At 68.2% G+C, this 26959-nt stretch carries 29 protein-coding genes and 1 pseudogene; 13 read left to right on the forward strand and 17 right to left on the reverse strand.

The features are described 5' to 3' along the window. Positions 1-91: 91 nt before the first annotated feature. Genes AWB95_RS07385 through AWB95_RS07410 form a run of 6 tightly spaced genes read right to left on the reverse strand, consistent with a single transcriptional unit; the run spans position 92 to position 6157 of the window. Positions 92-499, reverse strand: coding sequence for a prepilin peptidase (locus AWB95_RS07385; protein WP_085167892.1), 408 nt, complete (start codon positions 497-499; stop codon positions 92-94). Positions 500-509: 10 nt separating this feature from the next. Further along, a complete protein-coding gene (locus AWB95_RS07390; RefSeq protein ID WP_238600940.1) occupies positions 510-1301 on the reverse strand; it encodes a shikimate dehydrogenase in 792 nt (263 codons plus the stop codon). Further along, positions 1279-2457, reverse strand: coding sequence for an endolytic transglycosylase MltG (locus tag AWB95_RS23645; RefSeq protein ID WP_085167896.1), 1179 nt, complete (start codon positions 2455-2457; stop codon positions 1279-1281). The genes AWB95_RS07390 and AWB95_RS23645 overlap by 23 nt, the downstream gene beginning before the upstream one ends. Before the next feature lie 40 nt (positions 2458-2497). After that, positions 2498-2998 (reverse strand): Holliday junction resolvase RuvX, encoded by a 501-nt coding sequence (gene ruvX / locus AWB95_RS07400; protein ID WP_085167898.1) that lies wholly within the window; start codon positions 2996-2998, stop codon positions 2498-2500. Beyond that, entirely contained in the window at positions 2999-5695 is a 2697-nt protein-coding gene (alaS, locus tag AWB95_RS07405; protein ID WP_062539001.1) for an alanine--tRNA ligase, read from the reverse strand. A gap of 57 nt (positions 5696-5752) precedes the next feature. Further along, on the reverse strand, positions 5753-6157 hold the full coding sequence (locus AWB95_RS07410; RefSeq protein ID WP_169714647.1) for a secondary thiamine-phosphate synthase enzyme YjbQ: 405 nt from the start codon (positions 6155-6157) through the stop codon (positions 5753-5755). Between the two features lie 216 nt (positions 6158-6373). Here AWB95_RS07410 and AWB95_RS07415 point away from each other — a divergent pair, with 216 nt between their 5' ends. After that, positions 6374-6997 (forward strand): hypothetical protein, encoded by a 624-nt coding sequence (locus tag AWB95_RS07415; protein ID WP_062538999.1) that lies wholly within the window; start codon positions 6374-6376, stop codon positions 6995-6997. 76 nt (positions 6998-7073) lie between these two features. On the opposite strand, the gene AWB95_RS07420 is transcribed toward AWB95_RS07415, so the two are convergent. From AWB95_RS07420 to AWB95_RS07435, 4 genes are read right to left on the reverse strand one after another with little or no spacing between them, the layout of a single operon-like run. After that, positions 7074-7409, reverse strand: a complete 336-nt coding sequence (locus tag AWB95_RS07420) for a hypothetical protein (RefSeq protein WP_062538998.1) — start codon at positions 7407-7409, stop codon at positions 7074-7076. Beyond that, entirely contained in the window at positions 7406-8320 is a 915-nt protein-coding gene (locus AWB95_RS07425; RefSeq protein ID WP_062538997.1) for an HpcH/HpaI aldolase/citrate lyase family protein, read from the reverse strand. The genes AWB95_RS07420 and AWB95_RS07425 overlap by 4 nt, the downstream gene beginning before the upstream one ends. 16 nt (positions 8321-8336) lie before the next feature. After that, a complete protein-coding gene (locus tag AWB95_RS07430) occupies positions 8337-9521 on the reverse strand; it encodes a CaiB/BaiF CoA transferase family protein (RefSeq protein ID WP_062539004.1) in 1185 nt (394 codons plus the stop codon). After that, positions 9521-10867, reverse strand: coding sequence for an LLM class flavin-dependent oxidoreductase (locus AWB95_RS07435; RefSeq protein ID WP_085167900.1), 1347 nt, complete (start codon positions 10865-10867; stop codon positions 9521-9523). The genes AWB95_RS07430 and AWB95_RS07435 overlap by 1 nt, the downstream gene beginning before the upstream one ends. Before the next feature lie 70 nt (positions 10868-10937). On the opposite strand from AWB95_RS07435, the gene AWB95_RS07440 reads away from it, so the two are divergent. Continuing rightward, positions 10938-11579, forward strand: a complete 642-nt coding sequence (locus tag AWB95_RS07440; RefSeq protein ID WP_062539003.1) for a GntR family transcriptional regulator — start codon at positions 10938-10940, stop codon at positions 11577-11579. Here AWB95_RS07440 and AWB95_RS07445 read toward each other — a convergent pair. After that, entirely contained in the window at positions 11576-12922 is a 1347-nt protein-coding gene (locus AWB95_RS07445; protein ID WP_099539732.1) for a replication-associated recombination protein A, read from the reverse strand. The genes AWB95_RS07440 and AWB95_RS07445 overlap by 4 nt on opposite strands. 15 nt (positions 12923-12937) lie before the next feature. Between AWB95_RS07445 and AWB95_RS07450 the strand changes: the two genes are divergently transcribed. Together AWB95_RS07450 and AWB95_RS23235 are read left to right on the forward strand one after the other, a co-directional pair. After that, a complete protein-coding gene (locus tag AWB95_RS07450; RefSeq protein ID WP_084707454.1) occupies positions 12938-13408 on the forward strand; it encodes a DoxX family protein in 471 nt (156 codons plus the stop codon). 81 nt (positions 13409-13489) lie between these two features. Continuing rightward, positions 13490-14473 carry a hypothetical protein gene (locus tag AWB95_RS23235; protein ID WP_085167904.1) on the forward strand — a complete coding sequence of 328 codons (984 nt, stop codon included), beginning with the start codon at positions 13490-13492 and terminating at the stop codon, positions 14471-14473. Here AWB95_RS23235 and AWB95_RS07460 read toward each other — a convergent pair. After that, positions 14470-15291 (reverse strand): DUF3097 domain-containing protein, encoded by an 822-nt coding sequence (locus tag AWB95_RS07460; RefSeq protein ID WP_085167906.1) that lies wholly within the window; start codon positions 15289-15291, stop codon positions 14470-14472. The two genes, AWB95_RS23235 and AWB95_RS07460, sit on opposite strands and share 4 nt — an antisense overlap. A 233-nt stretch (positions 15292-15524) precedes the next feature. Here AWB95_RS07460 and AWB95_RS07465 point away from each other — a divergent pair, with 233 nt between their 5' ends. From AWB95_RS07465 to AWB95_RS07485, 5 genes and pseudogenes are all read left to right on the forward strand, one after another. Then, positions 15525-16052, forward strand: coding sequence for an LGFP repeat-containing protein (locus tag AWB95_RS07465; protein ID WP_062540144.1), 528 nt, complete (start codon positions 15525-15527; stop codon positions 16050-16052). A 61-nt stretch (positions 16053-16113) separates the two neighbouring features. Next, positions 16114-16521 carry an ankyrin repeat domain-containing protein gene (locus AWB95_RS07470; protein WP_062540143.1) on the forward strand — a complete coding sequence of 136 codons (408 nt, stop codon included), beginning with the start codon at positions 16114-16116 and terminating at the stop codon, positions 16519-16521. 24 nt (positions 16522-16545) lie between these two features. Beyond that, positions 16546-16755, forward strand: a complete 210-nt coding sequence (locus AWB95_RS07475; protein WP_269745738.1) for a Fur family transcriptional regulator — start codon at positions 16546-16548, stop codon at positions 16753-16755. A gap of 47 nt (positions 16756-16802) precedes the next feature. Next, positions 16803-17192, forward strand: a complete 390-nt coding sequence (locus AWB95_RS07480; RefSeq protein WP_062540142.1) for an MmcQ/YjbR family DNA-binding protein — start codon at positions 16803-16805, stop codon at positions 17190-17192. A 328-nt stretch (positions 17193-17520) separates the two neighbouring features. Beyond that, positions 17521-17859: pseudogene (locus tag AWB95_RS07485) on the forward strand (transglycosylase family protein); the annotation flags it as partial. Between the two features lie 127 nt (positions 17860-17986). Here the strand turns inward: AWB95_RS07485 and AWB95_RS07490 are convergent. Together AWB95_RS07490 and aspS are read right to left on the reverse strand one after the other, a co-directional pair. Then, positions 17987-18379, reverse strand: coding sequence for a PaaI family thioesterase (locus tag AWB95_RS07490; protein WP_062540141.1), 393 nt, complete (start codon positions 18377-18379; stop codon positions 17987-17989). Further along, positions 18366-20150 carry an aspartate--tRNA ligase gene (gene aspS / locus AWB95_RS07495; protein ID WP_062540140.1) on the reverse strand — a complete coding sequence of 595 codons (1785 nt, stop codon included), beginning with the start codon at positions 20148-20150 and terminating at the stop codon, positions 18366-18368. The genes AWB95_RS07490 and aspS overlap by 14 nt, the downstream gene beginning before the upstream one ends. 65 nt (positions 20151-20215) lie before the next feature. Here aspS and AWB95_RS07500 point away from each other — a divergent pair, with 65 nt between their 5' ends. The 3 genes from AWB95_RS07500 (at position 20216) to ypfJ (ending at position 22597) form a co-directional block, all read left to right on the forward strand. Further along, positions 20216-21097 (forward strand): oxidoreductase, encoded by an 882-nt coding sequence (locus AWB95_RS07500; protein ID WP_084707126.1) that lies wholly within the window; start codon positions 20216-20218, stop codon positions 21095-21097. A gap of 47 nt (positions 21098-21144) precedes the next feature. Further along, the gene (locus AWB95_RS07505) at positions 21145-21648 is read left to right on the forward strand and encodes an SRPBCC family protein (protein ID WP_062540145.1); all 504 of its coding nucleotides are present in this window, start codon (positions 21145-21147) and stop codon (positions 21646-21648) included. Positions 21649-21718: 70 nt separating this feature from the next. Beyond that, positions 21719-22597: a KPN_02809 family neutral zinc metallopeptidase gene (gene ypfJ, locus AWB95_RS07510; RefSeq protein WP_062540139.1), complete on the forward strand. Its 879-nt coding sequence runs from the start codon at positions 21719-21721 to the stop codon at positions 22595-22597. Between the two features lie 6 nt (positions 22598-22603). Here ypfJ and AWB95_RS07515 read toward each other — a convergent pair whose 3' ends face one another. From AWB95_RS07515 to AWB95_RS07525, 3 genes are read right to left on the reverse strand one after another with little or no spacing between them, the layout of a single operon-like run. Next, positions 22604-23614, reverse strand: a complete 1011-nt coding sequence (locus tag AWB95_RS07515; RefSeq protein ID WP_062540138.1) for an Rv2578c family radical SAM protein — start codon at positions 23612-23614, stop codon at positions 22604-22606. 31 nt (positions 23615-23645) lie between these two features. Further along, the gene (locus AWB95_RS07520) at positions 23646-24524 is read right to left on the reverse strand and encodes a dihydrodipicolinate synthase family protein (protein WP_062540137.1); all 879 of its coding nucleotides are present in this window, start codon (positions 24522-24524) and stop codon (positions 23646-23648) included. Between the two features lie 10 nt (positions 24525-24534). Beyond that, positions 24535-25320 (reverse strand): aldolase, encoded by a 786-nt coding sequence (locus tag AWB95_RS07525; RefSeq protein WP_062540136.1) that lies wholly within the window; start codon positions 25318-25320, stop codon positions 24535-24537. Positions 25321-25391: 71 nt separating this feature from the next. On the opposite strand from AWB95_RS07525, the gene AWB95_RS07530 reads away from it, so the two are divergent. After that, positions 25392-26948: a purple acid phosphatase family protein gene (locus AWB95_RS07530; protein ID WP_062540135.1), complete on the forward strand. Its 1557-nt coding sequence runs from the start codon at positions 25392-25394 to the stop codon at positions 26946-26948. Positions 26949-26959 lie beyond the last annotated feature (11 nt).

Below are 26959 nucleotides of genomic sequence, written 5' to 3' on the forward strand. Positions count from 1 at the left end.
CATGCCGCACATCAGCCCACGCCCAACGTGTACCCACGGCGGAGAACCGCCGCGAAATTCACCGTCAGCGCACGTTCGGCGAGCCGGTGGACTACAGAACTGCCAACCCGACCGCCATCCCGGTGGCCAGGCACATCGACGGGCCGTGCGGCACACTGCGCGCACCCAAAGCCAGCGCGACCAGCGCCGTCAGCAGCGGCGCTCCGAGCGCCGCCAGCACCCACACATCGACACCGAACCAGCCGGTCAATGCGCCCAGTCCGAGCGCCAGCTTCACGTCGCCGGCTCCCATCGCCGTCGGCGACACCAGATGCACCGTGAGATACACCGCCGCCAACGCGAGCGCCCCGCCCAGCGCCGGCACGCCGCGCCCGCCCAGCGTCGCGGCCAGCAGGATCCCGGCGCCCCCGGGCACAGTGAGCCAGTTGGGCAGCCGTCGCCGCGCGATGTCGTAGCAGCCAAGCGCCGCCATCCACAGCAGCACCGCCCCCGCCAGCATGCGCGGCAGGCTAGCCGAGGGCAGCCGCCATTGCCGCTCGGGGCGCGGGCCGGCCTGTGAACAGTTCCACCTGCGCGAACGCCTGGTGCAGCAGCATCTGCAGCCCGCCGATCACCCGTCCGCCCGTCGCGATCACCGCCTCGGCCAGCGGTGTCGGCCACGGGTCGTAGATCGCGTCCAAGAGCACCGGGACCCGCGCCAGGCTCTGCGCATAGCGTGCCGCGACGTCGGCCGGCAGCGTGCTGACCAACACCGTCGCCTCGTCAAGCGGCGCGCCCAGCTCGCGGAACCGGGTCGGCACCCCGACCTTCGCGCCCAGCTGCATCAGCCGGGCGGCCTTGTCGGGATTGCGCGCGACGACGGTGATGCCGCTGACACCCAGTTCGGCCAAGGCCACCACCACCGCCGGTGCGGTGCCGCCTGAGCCCGCGACAACCGCCTGCCCCGACGCCGCGCCGAGCGCTCCCGTCACGCCGTCGATGTCGGTGTTGTCGGCGCGCCAGCCACGCGGCGTCCGCACCAGCGTGTTGGCCGAGCCGACCAGTTCCGCGCGCGCCGTGCGCTCGTCGGCGACCCGAAGCGCGGCGAACTTGCCCGGCATCGTCACCGAGACGCCGACCCACTCCGGACCGAACCCACGAACCACACCAGGCAGTTCGTCGGCGTCGCACTCGATGCGCTCGTAGGTCCAGTCCTCCAGGCCCAGCGCGCGATAGGCCACCAGGTGCAGTTGTGGGGAACGTGAATGCGCAATCGGCTTGCCGAGCACGCCCGCCCGTCTAGCGGGCGCTGTCGAGGACACCGTTGTGTTGGGCCAGCTCGATGTTGGCCAGATGCTGCTGGTAGTCGCGGGTGAACAGCGTCGTCCCCTGCGCGTCGATCGTGACGAAGTACAGCCAGTCACCCGGTTCGGGATGCTCGGCGGCGGACAGCGCATCGCTACTCGGCGAACAGATCGGCGTTTCCGGCAACCCCTCGGACACGTAGGTGTTCCACGCCGTCGGCTGGGCCCGGTCGGCATCGGTGGTGGCGACCTCGCGGCGATCCAGCGGATAGTTCACCGTCGAGTCGAACTCCAACGTGCGGTGCTCGGCCAGCCGGTTGTAGATGACTTGGGCGACCTTCGGGAAGTCCTGCGGCTTGGCTTCGCGCTGCACCAGCGACGCCACCACCAGCACGTCGTACGACGACATGTTCATCGCCTTGGCGGTGTCGACCAAACCCGACTTCACATAGTCCACCGCGCTGGAGCTGATCAGCGTCGAGAGGATCTTCTGCGGCGAGGCCGACGGGTTCACGTTGAACGTCCCCGGCGCTATCAGGCCCTCGATCCGGCGATGGTCGCTGCCCATCCGGTTCACCGGGTCGACGGCCCATCCGGGCACCGCCAGCAGGGCCGGCGGTGTACTGGCGGCGGCGCCGCGCAGATCGTTGACCGGAACGCAGTGCTTGTCGCCGTCGAGGTCCACGCACGTGGCCCGGGAGATCAGGGTGAAGATGCCGGGCGTGACGGCGTTGGTCTTCACGTCGGTGGTGTCGTCAAGCTGGCGGCCCTCGGGGATCACCAGCTTGCCCACCCGGCTGTTGGGGTCGGCGAGTCGCGCGACGGCCGACGACGCCGGGATTTCGGTGCGCATCCGGTAGTAGCCGGGCTGGATCGACGAGATCGCGGCGTTGCCGTGCGCCGCGTCGACAAACGCCCGGACCGTGCGGACCACGCCGCGGTCGTGCAGGGTCTCGCCGATCGCAGTGGTCGAGTCGCCGGCGTGGATCTGGATCACGACGTCCTGTTTGCCGCTGCCGCGGTAGTCGTTCTGCGAGCCGAACATGTGCCACAGCTTGGAGCCGACGAACACGGCAGCGACGACCACCACGACGAGCACGGCGGTGGCGAGCGCACTGACGACACGCCGACGGCGACGACCGCGCTCGGCGCGGATCCGATCGGCGCGGCTCATTTTGCGACGGGCCGCGCCGACCGACGCGGGCTGGGCTCGCTCACGCACCGGAAACCTCCCCCGGCAGGACGGCGCGACGTTGGTCGAGCCAGCTTTGCAGGATGGCCACCGCGGCGGCCTGATCGATCATCCCGCGTTGGCCCTTGGCCCGCACCCCCGCTTCGCGCAGCGACCGCTGCGCGCTCACGGTGGTCAGCCGCTCGTCGGCCAGCCGCACCGGGATCGGCGCGACCCGCCGGGCCAGCACATCGGCCAGGTCAATCGCGTCACGGGCCGACGGACCGGTGCGGTCGGCCAGCGTGCGGGGCAGCCCCACGATCACCTCGACGGCGTCCAGCTCGGCGACCAGCTCGGCCAGCCGGCGCACATGCCGGCCGGACCGTTCCCGACGAACGGTCTCGAGTGGGGTGGCCAGGATGCCGTTGGGGTCGCTGGCGGCCACGCCGATGCGCACGCTGCCGACGTCGACGCCCAGCCGCCGTCCGCGTCCGGGATCGTCTCCGCCGGGCCGGTCCGGCCGGCGGTGTTGCGAAGATTCCACTCAGCTGACCCGCGCTATCTCTGCCCGTACCGCGTCGAGCGCCGCGTCGATGCCCGACGGGTCCCTCCCTGAGCCCTGCGCGAGGTCGGGCTTGCCGCCGCCGCGCCCGTCTACCGCCCCGGCCAGCTGCTTGACCAGGTCATTAGCCCGAAGGCCCAGCTCCTGGGCCGCGGGATTGGCGGCGACCGCATACGGCACGGTGCCGCCCTCCCCCTCAGCGATCAACGCGACCACCGCGGGGTCGCTGCCGAGCTTTCCGCGGACGTCGCCGACCAGCGAGCGCAGGTCACCGGCGGTCATCCCCGCCGACATCCGCTGCGCCACCACACGCACGTTACCGATACGCTGCGCACCTGCCGCCGCGTTGGTCGCGGCGGCGCGGGCGTTGGCCAGCCGGACGCGCTCGAGTTCTTTCTCGGCCGCCTTCAGCCGCTCGACCAGAGTGGCCACCCGCGCGGGCACCTCGTCCGACGGCACCTTCAGCGACGACGCCAGCCCCGCCATCAGCGCGCGCTCCTTGGCCAGGTGCTTGAACGACTCCAGCCCGACGTAGGCCTCCACCCGGCGCACCCCTGAACCGACCGACGATTCGCCCAGGATGGTGACCGGGCCGATCTGCGCCGAGTTGTGCACGTGGGTGCCGCCGCAGAGCTCCAGCGAGAACGGCCCGCCGATTTCGACGACGCGAACCTCGTCGGGGTAGCTCTCCCCGAACAGCGCCAACGCGCCCATCGCCTTGGCCTTCTCGAGCTGCTCGGTGAAGGTGTGCACCTCGAAGTCGGCCTGCACGGCCTGGTTGGTCACTTCTTCGATCTGGGTGCGCTGCTCCTCGGTCAGCGGCCCCTGCCAGTTGAAGTCGAAACGCAGATACCCCGGCCGGTTCAGCGAGCCGGCCTGAACAGCATTGGGGCCCAGTACTTGTCGCAGTGCGGCGTGCACCATATGGGTGCCTGAGTGGCCTTGGGTGGCGCCCTTGCGCCAGCCGGGATCCACGGCTGCGACGACGGTGTCGCCCTCGACGAATTCGCCGGATTCCACGTTGACCCGATGCACCCACAGGGTTTTGGCGATCTTCTGCACGTCGGTGACAGCCGCCCGGGCGCTCTCCCCGGCGCCGGTCCCGCTGATTGTCCCCACGTCGGCGACCTGCCCACCGGATTCGGCGTACAGCGGCGTGCGGTCCAGCACCAGTTCGACGCGATCGGCTGCGACAGCGTCGTCGTGCGCCACCACCGGCACCCGCCTGCCGTCGACGAAGATGCCCAAAATCCTTGCCTCCGAGGATAATTCGTCGAAACCGGTGAACTCGGTAGGCCCGGCGTCGACCAGCTCGCGGTAGGCGGACAGGTCGGCGTGCGCGTGCTTTCGCGCGGCGGCGTCGGCTTTGGCGCGACGGCGCTGCTCGGCCATCAACTCGCGGAAGCCGGCCTCGTCGACCTTCAGACCCGCTTCGGCGGCCATCTCGAGGGTCAGCTCGATCGGGAACCCGTAGGTGTCGTGCAGCGTGAAGGCGTCCGAGCCGGACAGCACTGCGGCGCCGGACGCCTTAGTGGCGCCGGCCACCTCCTCGAACAGCTTCGAGCCCGACGCCAGCGTGCGGTTGAACGCGGTCTCCTCGGCGACGGCGATCCGGTTGATCCGCTCGAAGTCGGTCACCAGTTCGGGATACGACGGGCCCATCGCGTCGCGCACGCATGCCATCAACTCACCGACGATCGGGCCGTCGATGTCCAGGAGTTTGGCCGAGCGGATCACCCGGCGCAGCAGCCGGCGCAGCACATAGCCACGCCCGTCGTTGCCGGGGCTCACGCCGTCACCGATCAGGATCGCCGCGGTGCGGCTGTGGTCGGCGATGATCCGGTAGCGCACGTCGTCGTCGTGGTTGCCGACGTCGTAGCCGCGCGGCGCTCTGCGGGCCACCGTGTCGATCACCGGGCGCAGCAGGTCGGTCTCGTAGACGTTGTGCACGCCCTGCAACAGCACCGCGACCCGCTCGACACCCATCCCGGTGTCAATGTTCTTGCGCGGCAACGGCCCCAGAATCGGATAGTCGTCTTTGGTGGTGCCCTCGCCGCGCTCGTTCTCCATGAACACGAGATTCCAGATCTCGATGTAGCGCTCCTCGCTGGCCAGCGGGCCACCCTCCGGGCCGTATTCCGGGCCGCGGTCGTAATAGATCTCCGACGACGGCCCACACGGTCCGGGGATGCCCATCGACCAGTAGTTGTCGGCCATCCCGCGGCGCTGGATCCGCTCCGCCGGCAGCCCGGCCACCTCCTGCCACAGCCCGGCGGCTTCGTCGTCGTCCAAATAAACGGTGGCCCAAAGCTTTTCGGGATCGAACCCGTAGCCGCCGTCATCGAGCGAGTTGGTCAGCAACTTCCAGGCCAGCTCGATAGCGCCGCGTTTGAAGTAGTCGCCGAACGAGAAATTGCCGGCCATTTGGAAGAACGTGTTGTGCCGGGTGGTGATCCCGACCTCGTCGATATCGGGAGTGCGGATGCATTTCTGGATGCTGGTGGCGGTCGGGTACGGCGGGGTGCGCTGGCCGAGGAAAAACGGCACGAACTGCACCATGCCGGCATTGACGAACAGCAGGTTGGGGTCGTCGAGGATCACCGAGGCACTCGGCACCTCGGTGTGACCCGCTTTCACGAAATGATCGAGGAACCGCTTCCTGATCTCGTGTGTCTGCACGTTGTCGTCGCTGTCCTTCTCGCCAATTTGATCGCACTACCTTACCGGTCTGCAGGATCAGCCCTCGACGAAGCTCAGCCGCACCGACCGTCGCGGATTGTCCCGATTGAGGTCGACGAGCACCACGCTCTGCCAGGTGCCCAGCAGCAGTTCGCCGCCGGCCACCGGGACCGTCACCGACGGCGACACGATGGCCGGCAGCACATGGTCGGCGCCGTGACCGGGCGAGCCGTGTGCGTGCCGGTAACGGTCGTCACGCGGTAACAGCCGCTCCAGCGTGTCGACGAGGTCGTCGTCGGAACCGGCGCCGGTCTCGATGATGGCCACCCCGGCAGTCGCGTGCGGGACGAACACATTGCACAGGCCGTCGGCGCGCGGGCCCGCGGCTCGCGACGAGCAGAAAGCGCGCACCTCGTCGGTCAGGTCGACGATCCGGCGACGCGTGGTGTCCACATCCAGCACATCGGTATCCACGTCACCCAGGGTACGGCGATCGCAAGCACGGCGAAGCCGGGCGCAGCGGGTCGCCGTCACCGACCCCCGGCGATCGCAAGCACGGCGAAGCCGGGCGGGCAATCCGTGGCAAAAGCATTGCGACGCTTACCTGGTTGGAGGATGGTGTTCATAGGACCGGTGGCGCCACCGGGGCGCTGCCCCCGAGCAAGGAGGGGTTGAATCGTGTACGCGCGCTCTACCACAATCCAGGCGCAACGGTCGTGCATCGACGCCGGCATTGCGCATGTTCGCGACGTGGTCATGCCCGCCCTGCAGGAGTTGGACGGGTGCGTGGGACTGTCGCTGCTCGTCGACCGTGAGTCCGGCAGATGCATCGCCACCAGCTCCTGGGATTCGGAGAAAACAATGCACGCCAGCGGCGAGCAGGTCCGGCCGCTTCAGCAGCGGGCCGCGGAAGTGTTCGGCGGCGGCACCCCCATCGTCGACCGTTGGGAGATCGCGGTGCTACACCGCGACCACCGCTCCGGGCCTGGCGCCTGTGTGCGGGCCACCTGGCTCAAGATCCGGCCCGAGCAGTTCGACAACGCGATCGGGTTCTACCGGGAGTCGGTGCTGCCGGCGATCGAGGAATTCGACGGTTTCTGCAGCGCCAGCCTGATGCTGGACCGCACGACCTGCCGTGCGGTGTCCTCGTCGACGTTCGACAGCATGGAGGCGATGCGGCGCAATGACGACCGGGCCCGCTCACTGCGCACCGGCTTACTTCGGGACCTGGGTGCCGACCAGATCGACGTGGGCGAGTTCGAGCTGGCGATCGCTCAGCTGCGGGTGCCCGAGCTGGTCTGACGATTTGTTGCCCCGAGATCGACGTTTTGCAGGCCGCCTCTCACGCTTTGTCTGCAAAACGTCGAAATCGGCGTGGCTACGGCAACGAGTCGCCCGGAAATCCCCGGCAGGGGTGCACCTCGAAGGTGAACACCCCGGCCTGCACGCCCGGATCGTCGTCCATCACTGCGGTGGTCTCCTCGACGGTCCCGGTGAACACGCCGACACCGCACACCTGCGAGCCGTCAGTGACCGGCAACACCACCGGCAGCACGCCTTCGTGGCGAAGCGCGAAGTTGCGCCGGCCGTGCTCCCAGATGATCGCCGGAGTGTCGTCGCCGCCGAAGTTGGGTCCCCGCTTGAGGATGACGACGCTGTAAGTCTTGGCGGCCGGGAGCATGGCGTTCATCTCGTCGTCGGTGAAGGTCTTCATCCGCTTCCCCTGTCGCCGTCGATCAGCGCGGCGCGCTCCAGCGTCGCCTGCGCCATCTTGACATGGGCGGCGTCGACCAGGACACCGTTCAGCCCCACCGCACCAAGCCCTTGCCGCTCGCCGTCGCGGTAGGCGGCGACGTTGCGTTCGGCCCGGGCGATCTCCTCGGCGGTGGGCGAATACACCCGGTTCGCGACCGGCACCTGACTGGGGTGAATCGCCCATTTGCCGGTGTATCCGAGCAGTCCGGCGCGGCGGGCGTCGCGCTCGTAGCCGTCGAGGTCGCGGTAGTCCGGGTAGGGTGCGTCGATCGCGTCGATGCCGGCGATCCGCGCGGCGACGAGCACCTTGGTGCGGGCGTAGTGCCAGAAGTCGCCGGGGTAGTCGCCGAGCGGGACGAAGTTGGTGTCCACCCGCGCACCCTGCGACAGCGAGTAGTCGCCGACGCCGAAGATCAGCGCGTCCAGCCGGGTGCTGGCCGCCGCGATCTCCTCGGCGTTGGCCAGCCCCTGGACCTCCTCGATCAGCACCTCAAGCCGAATCGGGCGGGACCGCTCGAGCTTCGCTTCCAGCTGGGTCAGCAGCACGTCGACCCACCAGACGTCGCGGGCGGTGCGCACCTTGGGGACGATGATCGTGTCGAGGTTTTCGCGGGCCTCGGTGACCACGTCGATGATGTCGTCGTGGCACCAGCGGGTGTCCAGGCCGTTGATCCGGATCGCCCGCACGGTTCGCCCCCAGTCGAGTTCTCGCAGTGCCGCAATGGCTTTGGCGCGCGCGGTCTGCTTGTGTGCGGGTGCGACGGCGTCTTCGAGGTCGAGGAAGACCAGGTCGGCTCCCGAGGCGGCGGCGTGGGCGAACATGTGGTCGTTGCTGGCGGGCACGGCCAGCTCGGAGCGGCGTAACAACATCGGCGGTCTCCTTGGTTTACAGCACACTGCGGGCGTGCAGGTCGTCGATTTCGTTGGGGGTCAGGCCGAGCAGCTCGCCGTACACCTCGGCGTTGTGTTCGCCGAGCCGTGGGCCGAGGTGCGCGACACGCCCCGGAGTGTCCGAGAACCGCGGCACGGGTGCTTGCACTGTCATGGCGCCGAGCTCGTCGTCGCCGACCTTGACGAAGACTTCGCGGTGCGCCAGCTGCTCGTCGGCAACCAGGTCGGTGATGTCGTAAACCGGTGCGGCGGCGACGTTTTCGGCGTCGAGGATGGCCATCGCCTCGGCAAGCGTCTTGCCGGCCACCCAGTCGGCGACCACCTGGTCGACTTCGCGGGCTCTGGCCAGCCGTCGCTGCGGGTCCGCGAAGTCGGCGTCCTCGACCAGGTCGGCGCGTCCGATCGCCCGAAACACCCGCAGCGCCAACGCCGGTGAGCTGCCCGACATCGCCAGCCAGCGGCCGTCGGCGGTGCGGTAGGTGTTGCGCGGCGCGGAGATGTCCCAGCGATTGCCGGCCCGGGTCGGCACCAGGCCGAGCTGGTCGTAGCCGAGCAGCGTCTGCTCCAGCAGCCGCGCCAGCGGGTCGATCAGGTTGACGTCGATCAATTGCCCGGGCGCGCCGTGCACGTCGCGGTGATACAGCGCCAGCATCACCGCGTAGGCGGCGTTCAGCGACGCCACCCCGTCGGCCAGCATGAACGGCGGCAGGGTGGGCGGCCCGTCGGGCTGGCCGGTGATGTGCGCGAAGCCGCTCATCGCCTCGCCGAGCGTGCCGAAACCGGGCCGGTCGCTTTTCGGCCCGGACAGGCCATAACCGGTGATGTGCAGCATGACGATGCGGTCGTTGACCGCGCGCAGCGCGTCGTAGTCCAGCCCCCAGGACCGCAGCGTCGACGGCCGGGTGTTGGCGATCACCACGTCGGCGTGCCCGGCCAGCCGGCGCAGCAGCGCCTGACCTTCGGTGACGCGCAGGTCGAGGGTGACCGAACGCTTGTTGCGCGACACCGACTTCCACATCAGCCCGACGCCGTCGCGCTGGTGCCCCCAGCCACGGATCGGGTCGCCGGTTCGGGGTTGCTCGACTTTGATGACGTCGGCGCCGAACTCGCCGAGGTAGGTGGCGGCCAGCGGCGCCGCCGCCAGCGTGGCCATGTCGAGAACCCGGATGCCGTCGAGCATCATGCGCCGACGCACGCCGGCCGCGGCAGGCCAAGGTGATCGCGCAGCGTCGCGCCGTCGTAGGAGGTGCGAAACAGGCCGCGCCGCTGCAGTTCCGGGACCACCATTCGCACCACGTCTTCGAATGCGCCGGGCAAATGCGTTGCGGCCAGGACGAATCCGTCGCAGGCGCCGCCGTGGAACCACTCCTCCATCTGGTCGGCGACCTCCACTCCGGTGCCGACGAAGCGCGGACCTTGCAGCAGGGTGGCGCGGTGGCCGGCCAGGTCGCGCAGTGTGACGGTGTCGCCGCCGATATGGGTGCGCAGGTTCTGCACCAGGCCGCGGATACCGGACACCGAGGCAAGGAGCTCGTCGGTGATCGGGTCGTCCAGATTGTGTTGGGAGAAGTCGTAGTTCATCAGCTCGGAGAGCAGGGTGAGCGACGCCATCGGGTGCACCAGGTCGTTGAGGAAGACCTGCTCGCGGTGCTTGGCGTGGTCCTCCGACTCGCCCACCACGGCGTAAGCCATCGGGCAGAGCTTAACGGTGCGGGGGTCGCGGCCGGCAGCGGCAATCCGCTCCTTCTGGTCGGCGTAGTGGCTGCGCGCCACCTCGATGCCTGGGTCGCCGGTGAAGATCAAATCCGCCCAGCGCGAAGCGAATTCGCGGCCGCGCCCGGACGAGCCCGCCTGGATGATCACCGGCCGGCCCTGCGGACCGCGCGGCACGGTCAACGGACCGCGCACCGAGAAGTATTCGCCGACGTGGCCAAGCTCGTGCACCTTGGCCGGGTCGGCATAGCGACCGCCCGCCCGGTCGTGCAGCACGGCGCCGTCCTCCCAGGTGTCCCAGAGGCCGACGACGGCGTCGAGGAATTCGTCGGCGCGGTCGTAGCGGGCGTCATGGCCCAAATGTGCGTCCACGCCGAAGTTTTGGGCCTCGCTGTCGTTGACCGAGGTGACCACGTTCCACGCCGCGCGACCCCCCGACAGGTGGTCGAGGGTGGCGAACGTGCGCGCCACGTGAAACGGCGGGTAGTAGGTGGTCGAGCAGGTCGCGCCCAGCCCGATGCGCGACGTCGCCTGCGCCAGCACGCCCAGGACGATGGACAGGTCCAGCTTCACCGGCCGCGCGCCGTAGCGCACGGCGTCGGCGACCGAGCCGCCGTAAATGCCCGGCATCGCCAGCCGGTCGTCGAAGAACATCAGGTCGAAGCAACCCTCTTCGAGTTGCCGGCCGATTTTGGCGTAGTAGGAAGCGTCCAGGTAGCCGTGCTCGGTGGCCGGGTGACGCCACGAGCCCGCATAGACCGAGGTGTTGCCCGCTTGCATGAAGGCGACGAGCGCCATCTGTCGTGTGGTCATGGCTTGATGTCTAACATCTGATATATCAGATTTCAAGTGTTAGATGCTGGCGTGCTTTACAGTCGGCGTCATGCCCAGCCCCGACATCGCCGGCACCGTCCGCGAGCGCGCCGCCCGCGAACTGCGCGACCGCATCCTCACCGGCGCGCTGCCCGCGGGCACCCGCCTCGACCTGGACGCCATCACCACCGAGTTCGCCACCAGCCGCACACCGGTCCGCGAGGCGTTGCTGGAGCTGTCCTACGACGGGCTGGTGCGGGTGGCCCCGCGCAGCGGCATCACGGTGATCGGCGTCAGCCCCGACGACGTGCTCGACAGCTTCACCATTCTCGGCGTCCTGACCGGGCAAGCCGCGGCATGGGCCGCGCAGCGGGTCACCCCGGAGGGCATTGAGCGGTTGCGCGCTTTGGCCACCGACGTGGAAGCCCACTCCGGCGAAGGCCGCATCGTCGACGCGAATTGGCGCTTCCACCGGGAGGTCCACCGCGCCGCCCACTCGCAGCGGCTGATGGCACAAATCCGGCAGGCCGTGCGGGTGGTGCCGTCGAATTTTCTGGCGGCATTCCCCGAGCACGAGCACCACGCGCTGGAGGACCACCAGGCGCTGGTCGACGCGCTCGCCGCGCGCGACGCCGAACGCGCCCGCGACATTGCCGAGCGCCACGTGCTCGACGCCGGCCGCTCACTGGCAGACGCGCTGCAAGACCGCTAGCGGCGCTTGCCGCGGATGATCGCCCGCAGCTTCTCCAGCCTGCCGGCGATTTCGCGTTCGGCGCCGCGGCCGGTCGGGTGATAGTAGTCCACGCCGACCAGCTCGTCGGGCGGATATTGTTGTGCCACAATGCCATCCGGGTCGTCGTGGGAATACCGATAGCCCTGTGCGTTACCCAGCGCGGCGGCACCCGAGTAGTGGCCGTCGCGCAGATGCGCGGGCACCAGCCCGGCCTTGCCCGCCTTGATGTCGGCCATCGCCGCGCCCAGCGCAGTGGTCACCGCGTTCGACTTGGGCGCGGTGGCCAGATGCACGGTGGCGTGCGCGAGCGTCAGCTGGGCCTCGGGCATGCCGATCAGCTGCACGGTCTGCGCGGCGGCCACCGCGGTCTGCAGCGCAGTCGGATCGGCCATGCCGATGTCCTCGCTGGCCAGGATCATCAGCCGACGGGCGACGAAACGCGGATCCTCGCCGGCGACCAGCATTCGGGCCAGATAATGCAGCGCGGCGTCGACGTCGGAGCCGCGCACCGACTTGATGAATGCGCTGATCACGTCGAAGTGCTGGTCGCCGTCGCGGTCGTAGCGGACCGCCGCCTTGTCCAGCGATTGTTCGATGGATTCGACGGTTACCCGGTCGCTGGCTTCGGCGGCCACCTCCAGCGCGGTCAGCGCGCGGCGGGCGTCGCCGGCGGCCAGCCGCACCAGCAGGTCGACGGCGTCGGGGTCGACCTGAACGCGTCCGGCCAAGCCGCGCGGGTCATCGATCGCGCGCTGCACCACCGCGCGCACGTCGTCGCCGCTCAACGGATGCAACTGCAGGATCAGCGAGCGCGACAGCAGTGGCGCCACCACGGAGAACGACGGGTTCTCCGTGGTGGCCGCGACCAGCAACACCACCCGGTTCTCCACCGCGGACAGCAGCGCGTCCTGCTGGGTCTTGGAAAAGCGGTGCACCTCGTCGATGAACAGCACGGTCTGCTCGCCGTGCGCGGCGGCCCGGCGCGCCAGGTCGATAACGGCCCGGACCTCCTTGACGCCGGCCGACAGCGCCGACAGCGCCTCGAACCGCCGGCCGGTGGCCTGTGAGATCAGCGCCGCCAGCGTGGTTTTCCCGCTGCCCGGCGGGCCGTAGAGGATGACCGACGCCACCCCCGAGCCCTCGACCAGACGGCGCAGCGGCGAGCCCGGTTGCAGCAGGTGGTCCTGCCCGACCACCTCGTCGAGCGTGGCCGGGCGCATCCGCACCGCCAGCGGCGCAGCGGCCGACCCGCCCTGCGGGCGCTCGGCGAGCCCGCCCGCGTCGGGGACGTCGAACAGACCGTCGGACACGGTTTCAGGCATACCACGGCGGCGCTGATGAGAACTGCGGGCCGACGTGGTCTGCACATCGACAGCCCCCTGAAGAGAGGAACAACCGTGTCCGAACCCACCCCGATACGCGGGTCCCGCGGCCGCACCGTCGGAATCGTGATCAGCGCGCTGCTCGCGGCATTCCTGGCGTTCGACTGCATCACGAAAATCGTCGGCGTCGAAGCCAGCCGCAAGGGGACCGCGGAGCTCGGGTTTCCGGTCGAGCAGACCCCGGTGATCGGTTGGGTGCTGCTGGCCTGCCTTGTGGTCTTTCTCATTCCGCGTACGGCGGTGCTCGGCGCGATCGGCATCACCGCCTATCTCGGCGGCGCGGTGACGGCCAACATGCGCGCCGAAAAGCCCGTCGCCACCTTCGTATTGTCGGCGGTTTACGTCGGCGTGCTGCTCTGGATCGGATTGATGCTGCGCCGGCCGGAACTGCTACGCATCCTCGGCCTGCGAGGGCGGGCGGACTGACGGCGCGTTTCCGGCGGCGCCGCCGAATACTTGCTAAGTTCTGCGAGCGCATACTTCACGCCGACGAAGTAGGAGCGGGACATGAGCCAACCACCGGAGCAGTCCGGGAGCCCCACCGACCCGCAGCCCGGTGGCCCCGGCTTTCCGCCACCCGGTTTCCAGCCACCGCCACCGCCGCCCGGCTACGGCCCACCTCCCGGCCCCCCGCCGGGTTACGGTCCGCCGCCCGGACCGCCTCCGGGGTACGGCCCGCCGCCGGGGCCGCCGCCCGGCTACGGTGCACCGCCGCCACCGCCGCCTGGTTACGGCCCGCCCCCCGGATATGGGGCGCCGCCCGGGCCGCCTCCCGGCTACCAGCAGGGCTATCCGCCCCCGGGTTACCCGCCGCACGGCTATCCGTCGAGTGAGTTCAGGGTCGGTGATGCGTTCTCCTGGGCGTGGAACAAGTTCGGCAAAAACGCACTGCCGCTGATCGTTTCGTTCCTGGTCTATGCCGTGATCGGTGTGCTGTTGCACTTGCTGGTATTTGCTCTGCTGGGCGACACCTCCGCGAGCGGCAACGGAATGTTCGCCGCCAGTCTCGGAACCACCGGCACGATCGTGTTAGAGGTCGTGAGCTTCGTCTACGGCACGTTCGTGCAGGCGGCCACGTTGTCCGGAACGCTGGATATCGCCGACGGCAGGCCGGTGACCATTGGCTCGTTCTTCAAACCCCGCCACTTCGGCGGCGTGATCCTGGCGGCACTGCTCGTCGGCGTGCTCACCGCAATCGGGTATCTGCTGTTCATAATCCCGGGCCTCATCTTCAGCTTCTTCGCCCTTTTCACGGTCGCGTTCGCGACCGACCGCGGACTGCCTGCGTTTGAAGCGCTGAAGGCCAGCTTCACCACCGTCAGGTCGAATATCGGTGGCGCGCTGCTGTCGTGGCTGGTGCAGTTCCTGGTTGTGCTGGTCGGCGCGCTGTTGTGCGGCATCGGGGTCATCGTCGCTGCGCCGGTGGCGCTGCTCATCCAGACCTACACGTACCGCCGCCTCTCCGGCGGGCAGGTGGCGCCGACGAGCTAACCCGTCACGAAGTCGATCAACTCCTCGACCCGGCCGATCAGGGCCGGGTCGAGGTCGTTCCAGTCCCGGACGCGGTCGCGGATGCGCCGCCACGCCGCCCCGGTATCGGGCTGCCAGCCCAGCGCTTCGCACACGCCGCGCTTCCAGTCCACTCCGCACGGAATCACCGGCCAGGCTTGCAGCCCAAGGCGATTCGGTTTGACCGCCTGCCAGATGTCGACGAACGGGTGACCGACGACGAGTGTGTGCGCGCCGCCCGGGCCCTGGCGCACCGCCTCGGCCAGTCGCGCCTCCTTCGACCCCGGCACCAGATGGTCGACCAGCACGCCGAGCCGCCGGCCCGGGCCCGGCCGGAACCGCTCGACCACACCGACCAGGTCGTCGACGCCGCCGAGGTGCTCGACCACCACGCCCTCGAGCCGCAGATCGTCGCCCCACACCTGCTCGACGAGCTCGGCGTCGTGGCGGCCCTCGACATAGATCCGGCTGGCCAGCGCCACCCGGGCGCGTTCCCCCGCGACCGCCACCGAGCCCGACGCGGTGCGAGCGGGCGTCTTGGGTAGCGGGCGGCGCGGCGCGGTCAATATCACGGGCCGACCGTCGATGAGGTAACCCGGCCCGATCGGGAAAGGTTTCGTGCGACCGTGCCGGTCTTCGAGTTCCATGCGGCCGTACTCGATTCGCACCACGGCGCCGACGTAGCCGCTCTGCGCGTCTTCGACGACCATGCCGAGCTCCACCGGCAGTTCCGTGGAGCGCGGCCGTCGTGATCGGTGCGGGTCGTTGGCCAAAACGTCGGTTCCGTAGCGGTCGGTCACCGGAGCGATCCTAAGGAGAATCGCGGCCGTATCCCGGTTCGCCACACCGCATACCAGACACGTGTACATCTGCCGCATTTTCGTCCGAACCCTTGACAATTCTCCGAATAATGTCCAAGGATTCCAGAGGTTGGCGGATCGCGGTCGCTACCAGGGGGTTGATTGCGATCCGTCAACTTTGGGGGTTCGCGTCGCCGAACTCGTGGGGAAGCCGGTACGGAGGGGACGTCGCCATGAACCGCACGCGGCAGGCCGCTGCCCTTTTCACAGCGGTGGCCGCGCCGCTGGCCGGATGTTCGAGCAGCCCCACCGCCGATGCCAACAACACCGCCGCCCCCGACGACCCGATGGCCGCGGGCATTGAGGCCGCGCCGGAGCCGGATGCGCATTCCGCCGGCACCGAAAGCACGAAAATCGCCACACCGAGCGGTGAGTTCGCCTTGCAGGGTGCGATTCTGCAGAAATACAACTCGATCGGCGGGCCGAACGGTCCGCTGGCACTGCCGACGGCCAGCGAGCAACCCGGCCCGGGCGACGGCCAATACAGCACTTTCGGCGGCGGCGCTATCTACTGGTCGCCCAACACCGGCGCACACGTACTGTGGGGCGGGATCGGCGACGCCTGGCAACAACACGGCGGCGCGGCCGGCCAATTGGGCTACCCGACCAGCGACGAGCAAACGATTCCGGGCGGCTGGGAGCAGCACTTCCAGCACGGCACTATCACGTACACAGACGGCCCGCGCATCAAAATCAGCTAACGATGTTGCGGTAAACCCTTGACTGCGTTGACGATCCGACGGCCGACTATCTGGGGGTAAGATGACGCAAAGCTCGTCGATCAATGGTGCGGCGCTGATCGGCGCCGAGGAAATCAAAGAACAGATCGATGACGGCCGCCTCGACGTGGACGCGGTCGACGACGACGGCAGAACGCCGCTGCACCGCGCAATCGATCTCGGCGCTCAGGATCTCGCCGTATTCCTCGTGAGCATCGGGGCGGATGTGAACCTGCGCGACCGGTGGGGCAACACCCCGCTGTGGCGAGCGGTGTACCACGCTCCGGGAACCGAAGCAATCGTTGATCTGCTCTTGGAGCGCGGCGCGGACCCCGCCGCGAAAAACAACCACGACGTCAGCCCGATCGACTTGGCGCACAAGATGACCGACGACGACGAAACGGCCGGGCTGCTTCCCACGCTTCAGGCTGCGCTGAACACAGATGACTGACCGGGTCTGCTGCGCCAGACGCTGCTGAGCTACCTCGCCGACGCCAGGCGCTCACTGACCACGGCCCAACTACGCGAACACACCGAAGAACACTTCCGCCAACCGATCGTCATCGAGACCGTGTACCGCAGCCTCACCGTGCTCGGACGCCGTGGAGATGTCAAGCGCCGCAACACATCCGGACGGCATACACATTGGGTCCGCAGCTCAGAAGCGCGGCTCGGCCGGAAATAGCCGTCGCTGAGCTACCCTAACCCGCTCCGCGGGAGCACAATCGCATTGTGGCCACGTGGGACGACGTTGCGGGCATCGTCGGCGAGCTGCCGCTCATCGAAGAGCGCTCGCCTCATGACTGGCGAATCGGCAAGAAGCTGGTCGCCTGGGAACGACCGCTGCGCAAGTCCGATCGAGAAGCGTTGGCGGCACAGGGAATTGAGCTGCCTGGCGGCGATATCCTCGGGGTCCGGGTGGCCGATGAGGGCGTCAAGTTCGCATTGATCGCCGAGGAGCCCGGGGTGTATTTCACGACCCCGCATTTCGACGGCTATCCGGCGGTACTGGTGAAACTGGCCGAGATCGACGAGCTCGGGCTGCGCGAGGTGATCACCGAGGCCTGGCTGACACAGGCGCCGAGGCGTCTCGTCGAGGAGTTTCTCGGGGAGGCGACGTGATGACCGCGTCCAGGTCGTCCAGACAGGTCTGCACGACGGAAGCCGCCGCCCCGCGGTTGCGGGCGCCGTGGGCAGGGGCCGAGGCGTGGCGCCGGGTTACCGGTCACGCCTCATAGACATCACACGCAACATCAACAACATTAGTTAACTATTACCTCACTAAGTCGATCTAAAAACAATTACCACATTGATAGCTTCAGTATCATTTGCATCAATAACACTTCTATTAACTCATGACTACTCAAAACGCCGGGACACCATCAATCTCGCTAAATAAAAATTGACTCATCTGTTGACAATTTTCACGATCATTTGTTACAGGTGTTAAATGGCACGATTTGGTGGAGCACTCAATGCAGAAACCTGGTGCAAGTCATTGGTGAAGGCGGCAGTCGTCGTCGTCGCCATCTCCCTGGTCGTCGACCCCGCCACCGGCGTGGCATATGCCGACAGCGTCAACTGGGATGCGGTGGCCGAATGCGAGTCAGGCGGCAACTGGTCGGCCGACACCGGCAACGGGTTCTACGGCGGCCTGCAGTTCAAGCCGTCGACCTGGGCCGAAAACGGAGGCGTCGGCTCGCCGGCCGATGCCACCCGCGAGCAGCAGATTGCGGTGGCCGAACGCACCCTGGCCACCCAGGGGCCGGAAGCGTGGCCGAAGTGCGGACCCGACCAAACACTGTTCCCGACCGAGGTGGTCAACATCCTGCGATCCGGGCATCCGGTGCGCACCACGCTGCACAAGCTCTGGTCGAAAGCAATACCGCACTAGCGAATAAGCCTGGACGCGAGTCCTATTCCGTCAGTACCGCCTGGGTCTGGGTAACCTGCGCGACCAACTTGTCGCGGTCGTCGGTCAGGTTGGTCTGCGCGACGATCGTGCTGCGGCCGACGTGCAGCGGCTCGCTGACGGCGGTGACGACACCCGACCGCACCGCGCGGAAGAAATTCGTCTTCGACTCGATTGTCGCGGTGCCGGCGCCCGGCGGCAGGTTGGCCACCGCGCAGAGCGCGCCGATCGTGTCCGCGAACGCCATCAGCGCTCCGCCATGCAGGATCCCGCCGCTCGTGCACAGTTGCTCGGCCCAATTCATCGTCGCCGTCACGCGCTGCGATGTGACCTCGCTGACGTCGATGCCAAGGGTGGCCGCCAACGGGATGGCGGACGCGAGGTCATTGGTGTTCACGACTGCCTCGGGGCGGCGGCACGACGTCGATGCCGGCTTCCTTGCGCTGCTGCGCGGTGATCGGGGCGGGCGCGTCGGTCAGCGGGTCGACGCCGCCGCCGGACTTCGGGAAGGCGATCACCTCGCGGATGGAGTCGGCACCGGCCAGCAGCGCGTTGGTCCGGTCCCAGCCGAACGCGATGCCGCCGTGCGGCGGCGCGCCAAACGTGAACGCCTCCAACAGGAATCCAAACTTCTCTTCGGCTTGCGCCTTGTCGAGGCCCATCACCGCGAACACTTTCTCCTGAATGTCGCGGCGGTGGATACGAATTGAGCCGCCACCGATTTCGTGTCCGTTGCAGACGATGTCGTAGGCGTCGGCCAGCACGGCCCCCGGGTCGGTGTCGATGCGCTCGGCATACTCCGGCTTGGGCGCGGTGAACGCGTGGTGCACCGCGGTCCACGCACCGCCGCCGACGGTGACTTCACCGGCGGCGGTGGCCTCGTCGGCCGGTTCGAACAGTGGCGGGTCGACCACCCAGACGAACGCCCAAGCGTCGGGGTCGATCAGGTCGAGCCGCCGGGCGATCTCATTGCGGGCCGCGCCCAGCAGTGCGCGCGACGGCTTCGGCGGACCGGCCGAGAAGAACACGCAGTCGCCGGGTTTGGCGCCCACATGCGCGGCCAGTCCGGCGCGCTCTGCCTCGGACAGGTTCTTTGCGACGGGCCCGCCCAGCGTGCCGTCGTCGCCGACCAGCACATAGGCCAGTCCCTTGTGTCCGCGCTGCTTGGCCCAGTCCTGCCAGCCATCCAGCGTGCGCCGTGGCTGTGACGCCCCGCCCGGCATCACCACCGCGCCGACGTAGGGCGCCTGGAACACCCGAAATGGCGTGTCCGAGAAGAACTCCGTGCACTCGACCAGCTCCAGGCCGAAACGCATGTCGGGCTTGTCGGACCCGAACCTGCGCATGGCGTCCGCATAGGTGATCCGCGGAATCGGCGTCGGCAGTTCGTATCCGATCAGCGACCACAGTGCAACGAGGATTTCCTCGGAGACCGCGATGACGTCGTCGGCGTCGACGAAGCTCATCTCCATGTCGAGCTGGGTGAATTCCGGCTGGCGGTCGGCGCGGAAATCCTCGTCGCGGTAGCACCGGGCGATCTGGTAATAGCGCTCCATCCCGGCGACCATCAACAGCTGCTTGAACAGCTGCGGGCTCTGCGGCAGGGCGTAGAACGAGCCGGGCTGCAGCCGCGCCGGCACGAGGAAATCGCGGGCCCCTTCCGGAGTGGAACGGGTCATCGTCGGCGTCTCGATCTCGACGAAGTCGTGACGTGCCAGCACGTCGCGCGCAGCGGCATTCACCTTGGAGCGCAACCGAATTGCCGCGCCGGGACCGTCGCGGCGCAGGTCGAGGTAGCGGTATTTCAGCCGCACCTCCTCGCCGGCGGGCTCGTCGAGCTGGAACGGCAACGGCGCGCACTCACCGAGCACGGTCAACGACGTGGCGTTGAGTTCGATGTCACCGGTGGCGATCTCGGGATTGGCATTGCCTTCAGGCCGGATCTCGACGACACCTTCGACGGCGATACAGAATTCGGCCCGCAGCCGGTGCGCCTGCTCCAGCACGTCGGCCGCGCGGAACACCACCTGCGAGACCCCCGTCGCGTCGCGCAGGTCGATGAAGATGACCCCGCCGTGGTCGCGGCGGCGTGCCACCCAACCGGCCAGCGTCACCTTCTGGCCGGCGTCGGCGGCGCGCAACGAACCTGCGGCGTGACTGCGCAGCACGACTACTCCTCTGGAAACGGTGAGAACGACTGCCCAGTCTAGAGGCGGTAATTTCGGGGATCGTCATGCATATCGCAGTGGTGGGTCCCGGAGCGGTCGGTACGACGGTCGCGGCCCTTCTGCACGCGGCTGGCCACCGGGTACTGCTGTGCGGGCGCACCCCGCGCGACCGGATCGAACTGCGGCCTGACGGAGCCGATCCGATCGTGGTGCCCGGTCCGGTGCGCACCGATCCGGCCGAGATCTACGGCGCGGTCGACGTGGTGATCCTGGCCGTCAAAGCCACCCAGAATTACCAGGCCGGCGGCTGGCTTTCCCGGCTGTGCGATGAACACACCATTGTCGCCGTGCTGCAGAACGGTATCGAACAGGTCGAGCAGGTGCAGCCGCTCTGTCGGTTGTCGGCGGTGGTGCCCGGCATCGTCTGGTACAGCGCCGAGACGGAGCCCGACGGCGGGGTGCGGCTGCGTACCGAGGCGCGGCTGGTGCTGCCCACCGGACCAGCCGCGCAGACGGTCGCCGAGTTGCTGCGCGGCGCCGGCTGCGCAGTGGACTGCGACCCGGACTTCACCACCGCGCTGTGGCGCAAGCTGCTGGTCAATGCGCTGGCCGGGTTGATGGTGCTGACCGGACGGCGGTCGGGCATGTTCCGCCGAGACGAGGTGGCCGCGCTGTCACGCGCCTACCTGGCCGAGTGCGTGGCCGTGGCGCGCGCCGAGGGCGCGCACCTGGGCGAGGATGTGGTCGACGAGATGGTCGAGATGTTCCGCCGCGCGCCCGCCGACATGGGCACGTCGATGCTCGCCGACCGCGAGGCCCGTCGCCCGCTGGAATGGGACGTGCGCAACGGCGTGATCATCCGCAAGGCCCGCCGTCACGGCATCTCCACGCCGATCAGCGACATCCTGGTGCCGCTGCTGGCCGCCGCCAGCGACGGGCCGGGCTGACTTCGATCCCCTGCTCAATTTCATCCAAAGGAGTGCCGATGCCGAAAATGCTTCCCTGCGAACGCGTCGACCCGAGCTTCACCGAGACCGCGCCGTATCGGTTCGCGAACAGCGTCGACCTGGCGATCACACCCGAGCAGCTCTTCGAAGTCCTCGCCGACGCCGAATCCTGGCCCCGCTGGGCATCGGTGATCACCAAGGTGACCTGGACCAGCCCCGAGCCGCGCGGCGTCGGCACCACCCGCGTCGTGCACATGCGCGGCGGCATCGTCGGCGACGAGGAGTTCCTGGTCTGGGAACCGTTCACCCGCATGGCTTTTCGGTTCAACGAATGCTCGACGCGGGCGGTCGCCGCATTCGCGGAGGACTACCGTGTCGAAGTCATTCCTGGTGGCTGTCGGCTGACCTGGACGCTGGCGCAACAGCCCGCCGGCCCGGCGAAGCTGGCGATGTTCGTGCTTCGGCCGCTGTTGAACCTCGCGTTCCGGCGATTCCTGACCAACCTGCGCAGCTACACCGACACCCGGTTCGCCGCCAGCCGACAGCGCTAACCTCGGGGCACGCCGAACCGCGCTGTGGGAAGCTTGTGCAAGCCACCACTGAGATGCAACGGAGCGTGCGATGACCTTCAACGAGGGTATGCAGATCGACACCAGCACCACGTCGTCGTCGGGCGGCGGCGGTCGCGGGATTGCGATCGGCGGCGGCCTGGGCGGACTGCTGATCGTGGTGGTGGCCATGTTGCTCGGCGTCGACCCCGGCAACGTGATCAACCAGCAGACGGTCAACACCCGCGAGGACGTGGCCCCGGGTTTCGACCTGAACAAGTGCCGGACCGGAGCCGACGCCAACAAGTACGTCCAGTGCCGCGTGGTGGCCACCGGCAACTCCGTCGACGGGGTGTGGAAGCAGCTGATGCGCGGATACACCCGCCCGCGTGTTCGGCTGTTCAGTGGGCAGGTCGGTACCGGGTGCGGCTCGGCCACCAGCGACGTGGGGCCGTTCTACTGCCCGGTGGACCAGACCGCCTACTTCGACACCGACTTCTTCCAGGTGCTCGTCGACCAATTCGGTTCCAGCGGTGGGCCATTGGCGCAGGAGTACGTGGTGGCTCACGAGTTCGGGCACCACGTGCAGAACCTGCAGGGCAATCTCGGACACGCCCAGCAGGGCGCGCAGGGCGCCAGCGGCAACGGCGTGCGCACCGAACTGCAGGCCGACTGCTACGCCGGCGTGTGGGCGCACTATGCGTCGATCACCAAGCAGGAGAGCACCGGTGTTCCGTTCCTGGAACCCTTGAGCGACAAGGACATCCAGGATGCACTGTCGGCGGCCGCGTCGGTGGGCGACGACCGCATCCAGCGGCGGGCCACCGGGCGCACCAATCCCGAGTCGTGGACGCACGGATCCTCCGAGCAACGGCAGCACTGGTTCACCGCCGGTTATCAGACCGGCGACCCCAACCAGTGCGACACCTTCCGCGCCGCCCAGCTCGGATAGCCCCCGTTAGAACAGCGTCGGCTGCAGTGGAGCGGCGGCTGCCGGCGGAGCCGGCCGACCGGAGAGCCGCCGATCACCGCCGAGCCGATACTTCGCGAGAAGCGGTGCCGCGCGAGCCTTGAGCTCGTCGCGGTAGTGCTGCGGCAAATAGGCACCGAAGCGATACAGGTCGCGATACCGGGCGACCAGGTCCGGGTGAGCTCGCGCCAGCCACGACATGAACCAGCCTCGTGTCGAACCGCGCAGGTGCAACCCCATCACCGTTGCCCCGGTGGCCCCGGCCGCGGCGATCTGGCCCAGCAGGTCGTCGAGGTGCTCGACGGAATCGGTCAGATGCGGCAGCACCGGCGCCACCATCACATGACAGTCCAGCCCGGCGTCGCAGATCGCCGTGATCAATGCGAGCCGGGCTTGGGGAGTCGGCGTCCCGGGTTCGACGTCCCGGTGCAACTCGGGATCGCCGACGGCCAGCGAGACCGCCAGCCGGACCGGCACCCGCGCGGCGGCGTCGGCGATCAATCCGAGGTCGCGGCGCAGCAGCGTGCCCTTGGTCAAAATCGACAGCGGTGTACCCGAACCGGCGAGTGCCCCGATGATTCCGGGCATCAGCGCATAACGCCCCTCGGCGCGTTGGTAGGGGTCGGTGTTGGTGCCCAGCGCGACGGTGTCGCGCCGCCACGATGGCCGGTGCAGCTCACGACGCAGCACGTCGACGACGTTGGTCTTGACGATGATCTGGGTGTCGAAGTCGTTGCCGCAGTTCAATTCCAGATACTCGTGGCTGGGACGGGCGAAGCAATAGCGGCACGCGTGCGAGCAGCCCCGGTAGGCGTTGACGGTGTAGTGAAAAGGCAGGACAGACGCGTCCGGGACCTTGTTCAGCGCCGACTTGCACAACACCTCGTGAAACGTGATGCCGTCGAAGTGCGGTGTGCGCACGCTGCGGACGAAACCGATGCGCTCCAAGCCCGGCAGCGCCCCGTCGTCGACGGCGATCCCCTGCTGGTCCCACCGCATACACCTATTCGAACTGATGTTCGGATCTAAGTCAAGCTTCGGCCAGCAGCTCGCGCAGCCTGGCCCGGCCCGCGTCGTCGAGCGGCAGTAACGGCCGCCGGGGATCTCCCACGCCGGCGCCCAGTAGTTCCAGGCCCGCCTTGACGGTGGTGGCCAGCCCGCCCGCGACGATGAACTCCAGCAGCGGCTTGAGCTCGTCGTAGATCTTCTGGGCTTTGTCCAGATCGCCCGCACGCACTGCGTCGTACAGGTCGATGCAGGGCTGCGGTCGCAAACACGGTGCGGCAGTGCACCATCCGGACGCGCCGGCCCGCAGCGCGTCGAGCACCAACGGGTTGCTGCCGTTGTAGAACGGCAGTTGTCCCCCACTGAGCTTGTCGATGCGTTGCATGCGCGACAGGTCGCCGGTGGACTCCTTGACCATCGTCAGGTTGTCGATGGTCTCGAACATCGCGACCAGTAGCTCCGGGCTCATGTCGATGCCGCTGGTGGCCGGGTTGTTGTACGCCATGATCGGGATCCCGATCGACTCGCCGATGCTGGTGTAGTGCGCCACGATCTCGCGTTCGGTCAGCTTCCAGTAGGACACCGGCAGGATCATCACCGCGTCGGCGCCGGCCTTCTCGGCGTACTGCGCGCGCCGAATCGTCTTGGCGGTGGTCAGATCCGACACGCCGACCACGACGGGCACGCGACCGTCGACGGCCGCAATCGTGGTGTCGACGACGGTGTCGAACTCGGGTTCGTCGAGGTACGCCAGTTCGCCGGTGCTGCCGAGGGGGGCGATCGCGTGAACTCCCGAACTCACCAGCCGATCCACCAGCGCGGACAGCGCTCCGGTGTCGATGCCGCCCGAATCCGAATCGAACGGGGTTATTGGGTAGGCGATGATGCCGTGAATTGTGGGCACTGCGGGCTCCTCAGCTGGTCAGGACATCGGGGTGGCGGGCCAGCGCGCGGCGGGCATAGTAGGCGAAATTCGCCCGGCTGCGTTCGGGTCGGAGCGTCCAGTCGTGCGCCTCGCGGGCCAGCTTCTCCGGAAGCTCTTTGATGGTGCCGGCGGCCATAGCGGCCAGTTGCAGCTTGGCAGCCCGCTCGATGAGCACCGCTAGCGAGCAGGCCTCTTCGATGCTGGCCCCGGCCACCACCTGGCCGTGGTGTGCGAGCAGGATGGCCTTCTTGTCTCCGAGAGCGGCGCTGATGATCTCGCCCTCCTCGTTGCCGACCGGAACGCCCGGCCAGTCGGCCAGAAACGCACAATCGTCGTAGAGGGGGGTGGTGTCCATCTGTGAGACCACCAACGGCACCTCGAGCATGGCCAACGCCGCGGCGTGGAAGGCATGGGTGTGCACGATGCAAGCCACGTCGGGCCGCGCCCGGTAGATCCAGCTGTGAAAACGATTGGCCGGGTTGGCCATTCCGTCGCCGTCCAGCACGTTGAGGTCCTCGTCGACCAGCAGCAGGTTGGCGTCGGTGATCTCGTCGAACCCCAGGCCCAGCCGCTGCGTGTAGTACGTCCCCAGCTCTTCGGCACGCGCGGTGATCTGGCCGGCCAGGCCCGAATCGTGTCCGGCGTCGAACAGCGCCCGGCAGGTCAGCGCCAACTTCTGGCGGGTGGTCAATTCCGACTCGCCGACGTTGGCGGCAAGAGCGTCCTGGGCCCGTCGCATCAAGTCGGCCTTGGAATCAGTGAACGTGGTGGCCATGTCTACCAGGCTACTTGGCTGCCGAGTGTCGGATTGGCCCACACTCGGCGGACATCCGGTAAGAAACAGGAATGAGCGAAGAACCCGGCGGCATCAGCCGGCGAACGGTGTTGACGACGGGCACGGCGGCGATCCTCGGCGTGGGAGTGGGCGGCGCCGCGGCCACGCTGCTGCAGTCACGGAGTCCCGCACTGTGGTCGCAACCCGATCGCAGCGGCGCGGCGCCGGTGAACGGTCTGCACCTGCAATTCGGCAAGAATGCCTCCAGCGAAGTGGTGGTGTCGTGGCACACCACCGACCCGGTGCACAACCCGCGGGTGATGCTGGGTACCCCGGCGTCGGGCTTCGGCCGCACCGTTCCGGCCCAGACCCGCACCTATCGAGATGCCAAGTCGCGCACCGAGGTTCGCGTCAACCACGCGGTGCTGGACAACCTAGCACCCGACACCGAGTACGTCTACGCGGCGGTGCACGACGGCACCAGCCCGGAGCTTGGAACCGTGCGCACCGCCCCGTCGGGCCGGAAACCGTTGTCCTTCACCAGCTTCGGCGACCAGGCCACCCCGACGCTCGGCAGGCGGATGGCCAACAGCTACACCAGCGACAACCTCGGCTCGCCGGCCGCCGGCGACACCACCGCCGCGATCGAACGCATTGCTCCGCTGTTCCATCTGGTCAACGGCGACCTGTGTTACGCCAACCTGGCCACCGACCGGGTCCGGACCTGGTCCGACTGGTTCGAGAACAACACCCGCTCGGCGCGCTACCGGCCGTGGATGCCCGCGGTCGGCAACCACGAAAACGAGCTGGGCAACGGCCCGGTCGGCTTCGCGGCCTACCAGGCCTTCTTCGGGTTGCCCGACTCCGGGGCCGAGGCCGAGCTGCGCGGCCTGTGGTATTCGTTCACCGCCGGTTCTGTGCGGGTGATCAGCCTGTCCAACGACGACGTCTGCTTTCAGGACGGCGGCAACTTCTACGTGCACGGCTACTCCGGTGGGGCGCAACGTCGTTGGCTGGAAAGCGAACTCGCCGACGCGCGGCGCGATCCCGACGTCGACTGGGTGGTGGTGTGCATGCACCAGACGGCGATCTCGACCGCCGACCGGACCAACGGCGCCGACCTCGGAATCCGCCGGCAATGGCTGCCGCTGTTCGATCGCTACGGCGTCGATCTGGTGGTGTGCGGCCACGAACACCACTACGAACGCTCGCACCCGGTACGCGGCACGGTCGACAACGAGACTCGCACACCGATTCCCGTCGACACCCGCGGCGACGTCATCGACACCAGCAAGGGAACCGTGCACGTGGTCATCGGCGGGGGCGGCACGTCGGCGCCGTCGAACACGATGTTCTTCCCGCAGCCGCGCTGCCGGGTGCTGACCGGCGTCGGCGGATTCGACCCGGCACGTGGCCGCAAGGCGCCGATCTACCTGACCGAAGACGCGCCGTGGTCGGCGTTTCGCGACCGCGACAACCCGTACGGCTTCGTGGCCTTCGACGTCGATCCGGGCCCGGCGGGGGGCAACACGTCGATCACGGCGACGCACTATGCGGTGACCGGGCCGTTCGGCGCGATGGCCGTGGTGGAGAAGTTCGTCCTCACCAAGCCCCGCGGCGGGTCGTGATCGCCGATGGT

It is taken from the genome of Mycobacterium celatum (genome assembly GCF_002101595.1).
Taxonomy (GTDB): domain Bacteria; phylum Actinomycetota; class Actinomycetes; order Mycobacteriales; family Mycobacteriaceae; genus Mycobacterium; species Mycobacterium celatum.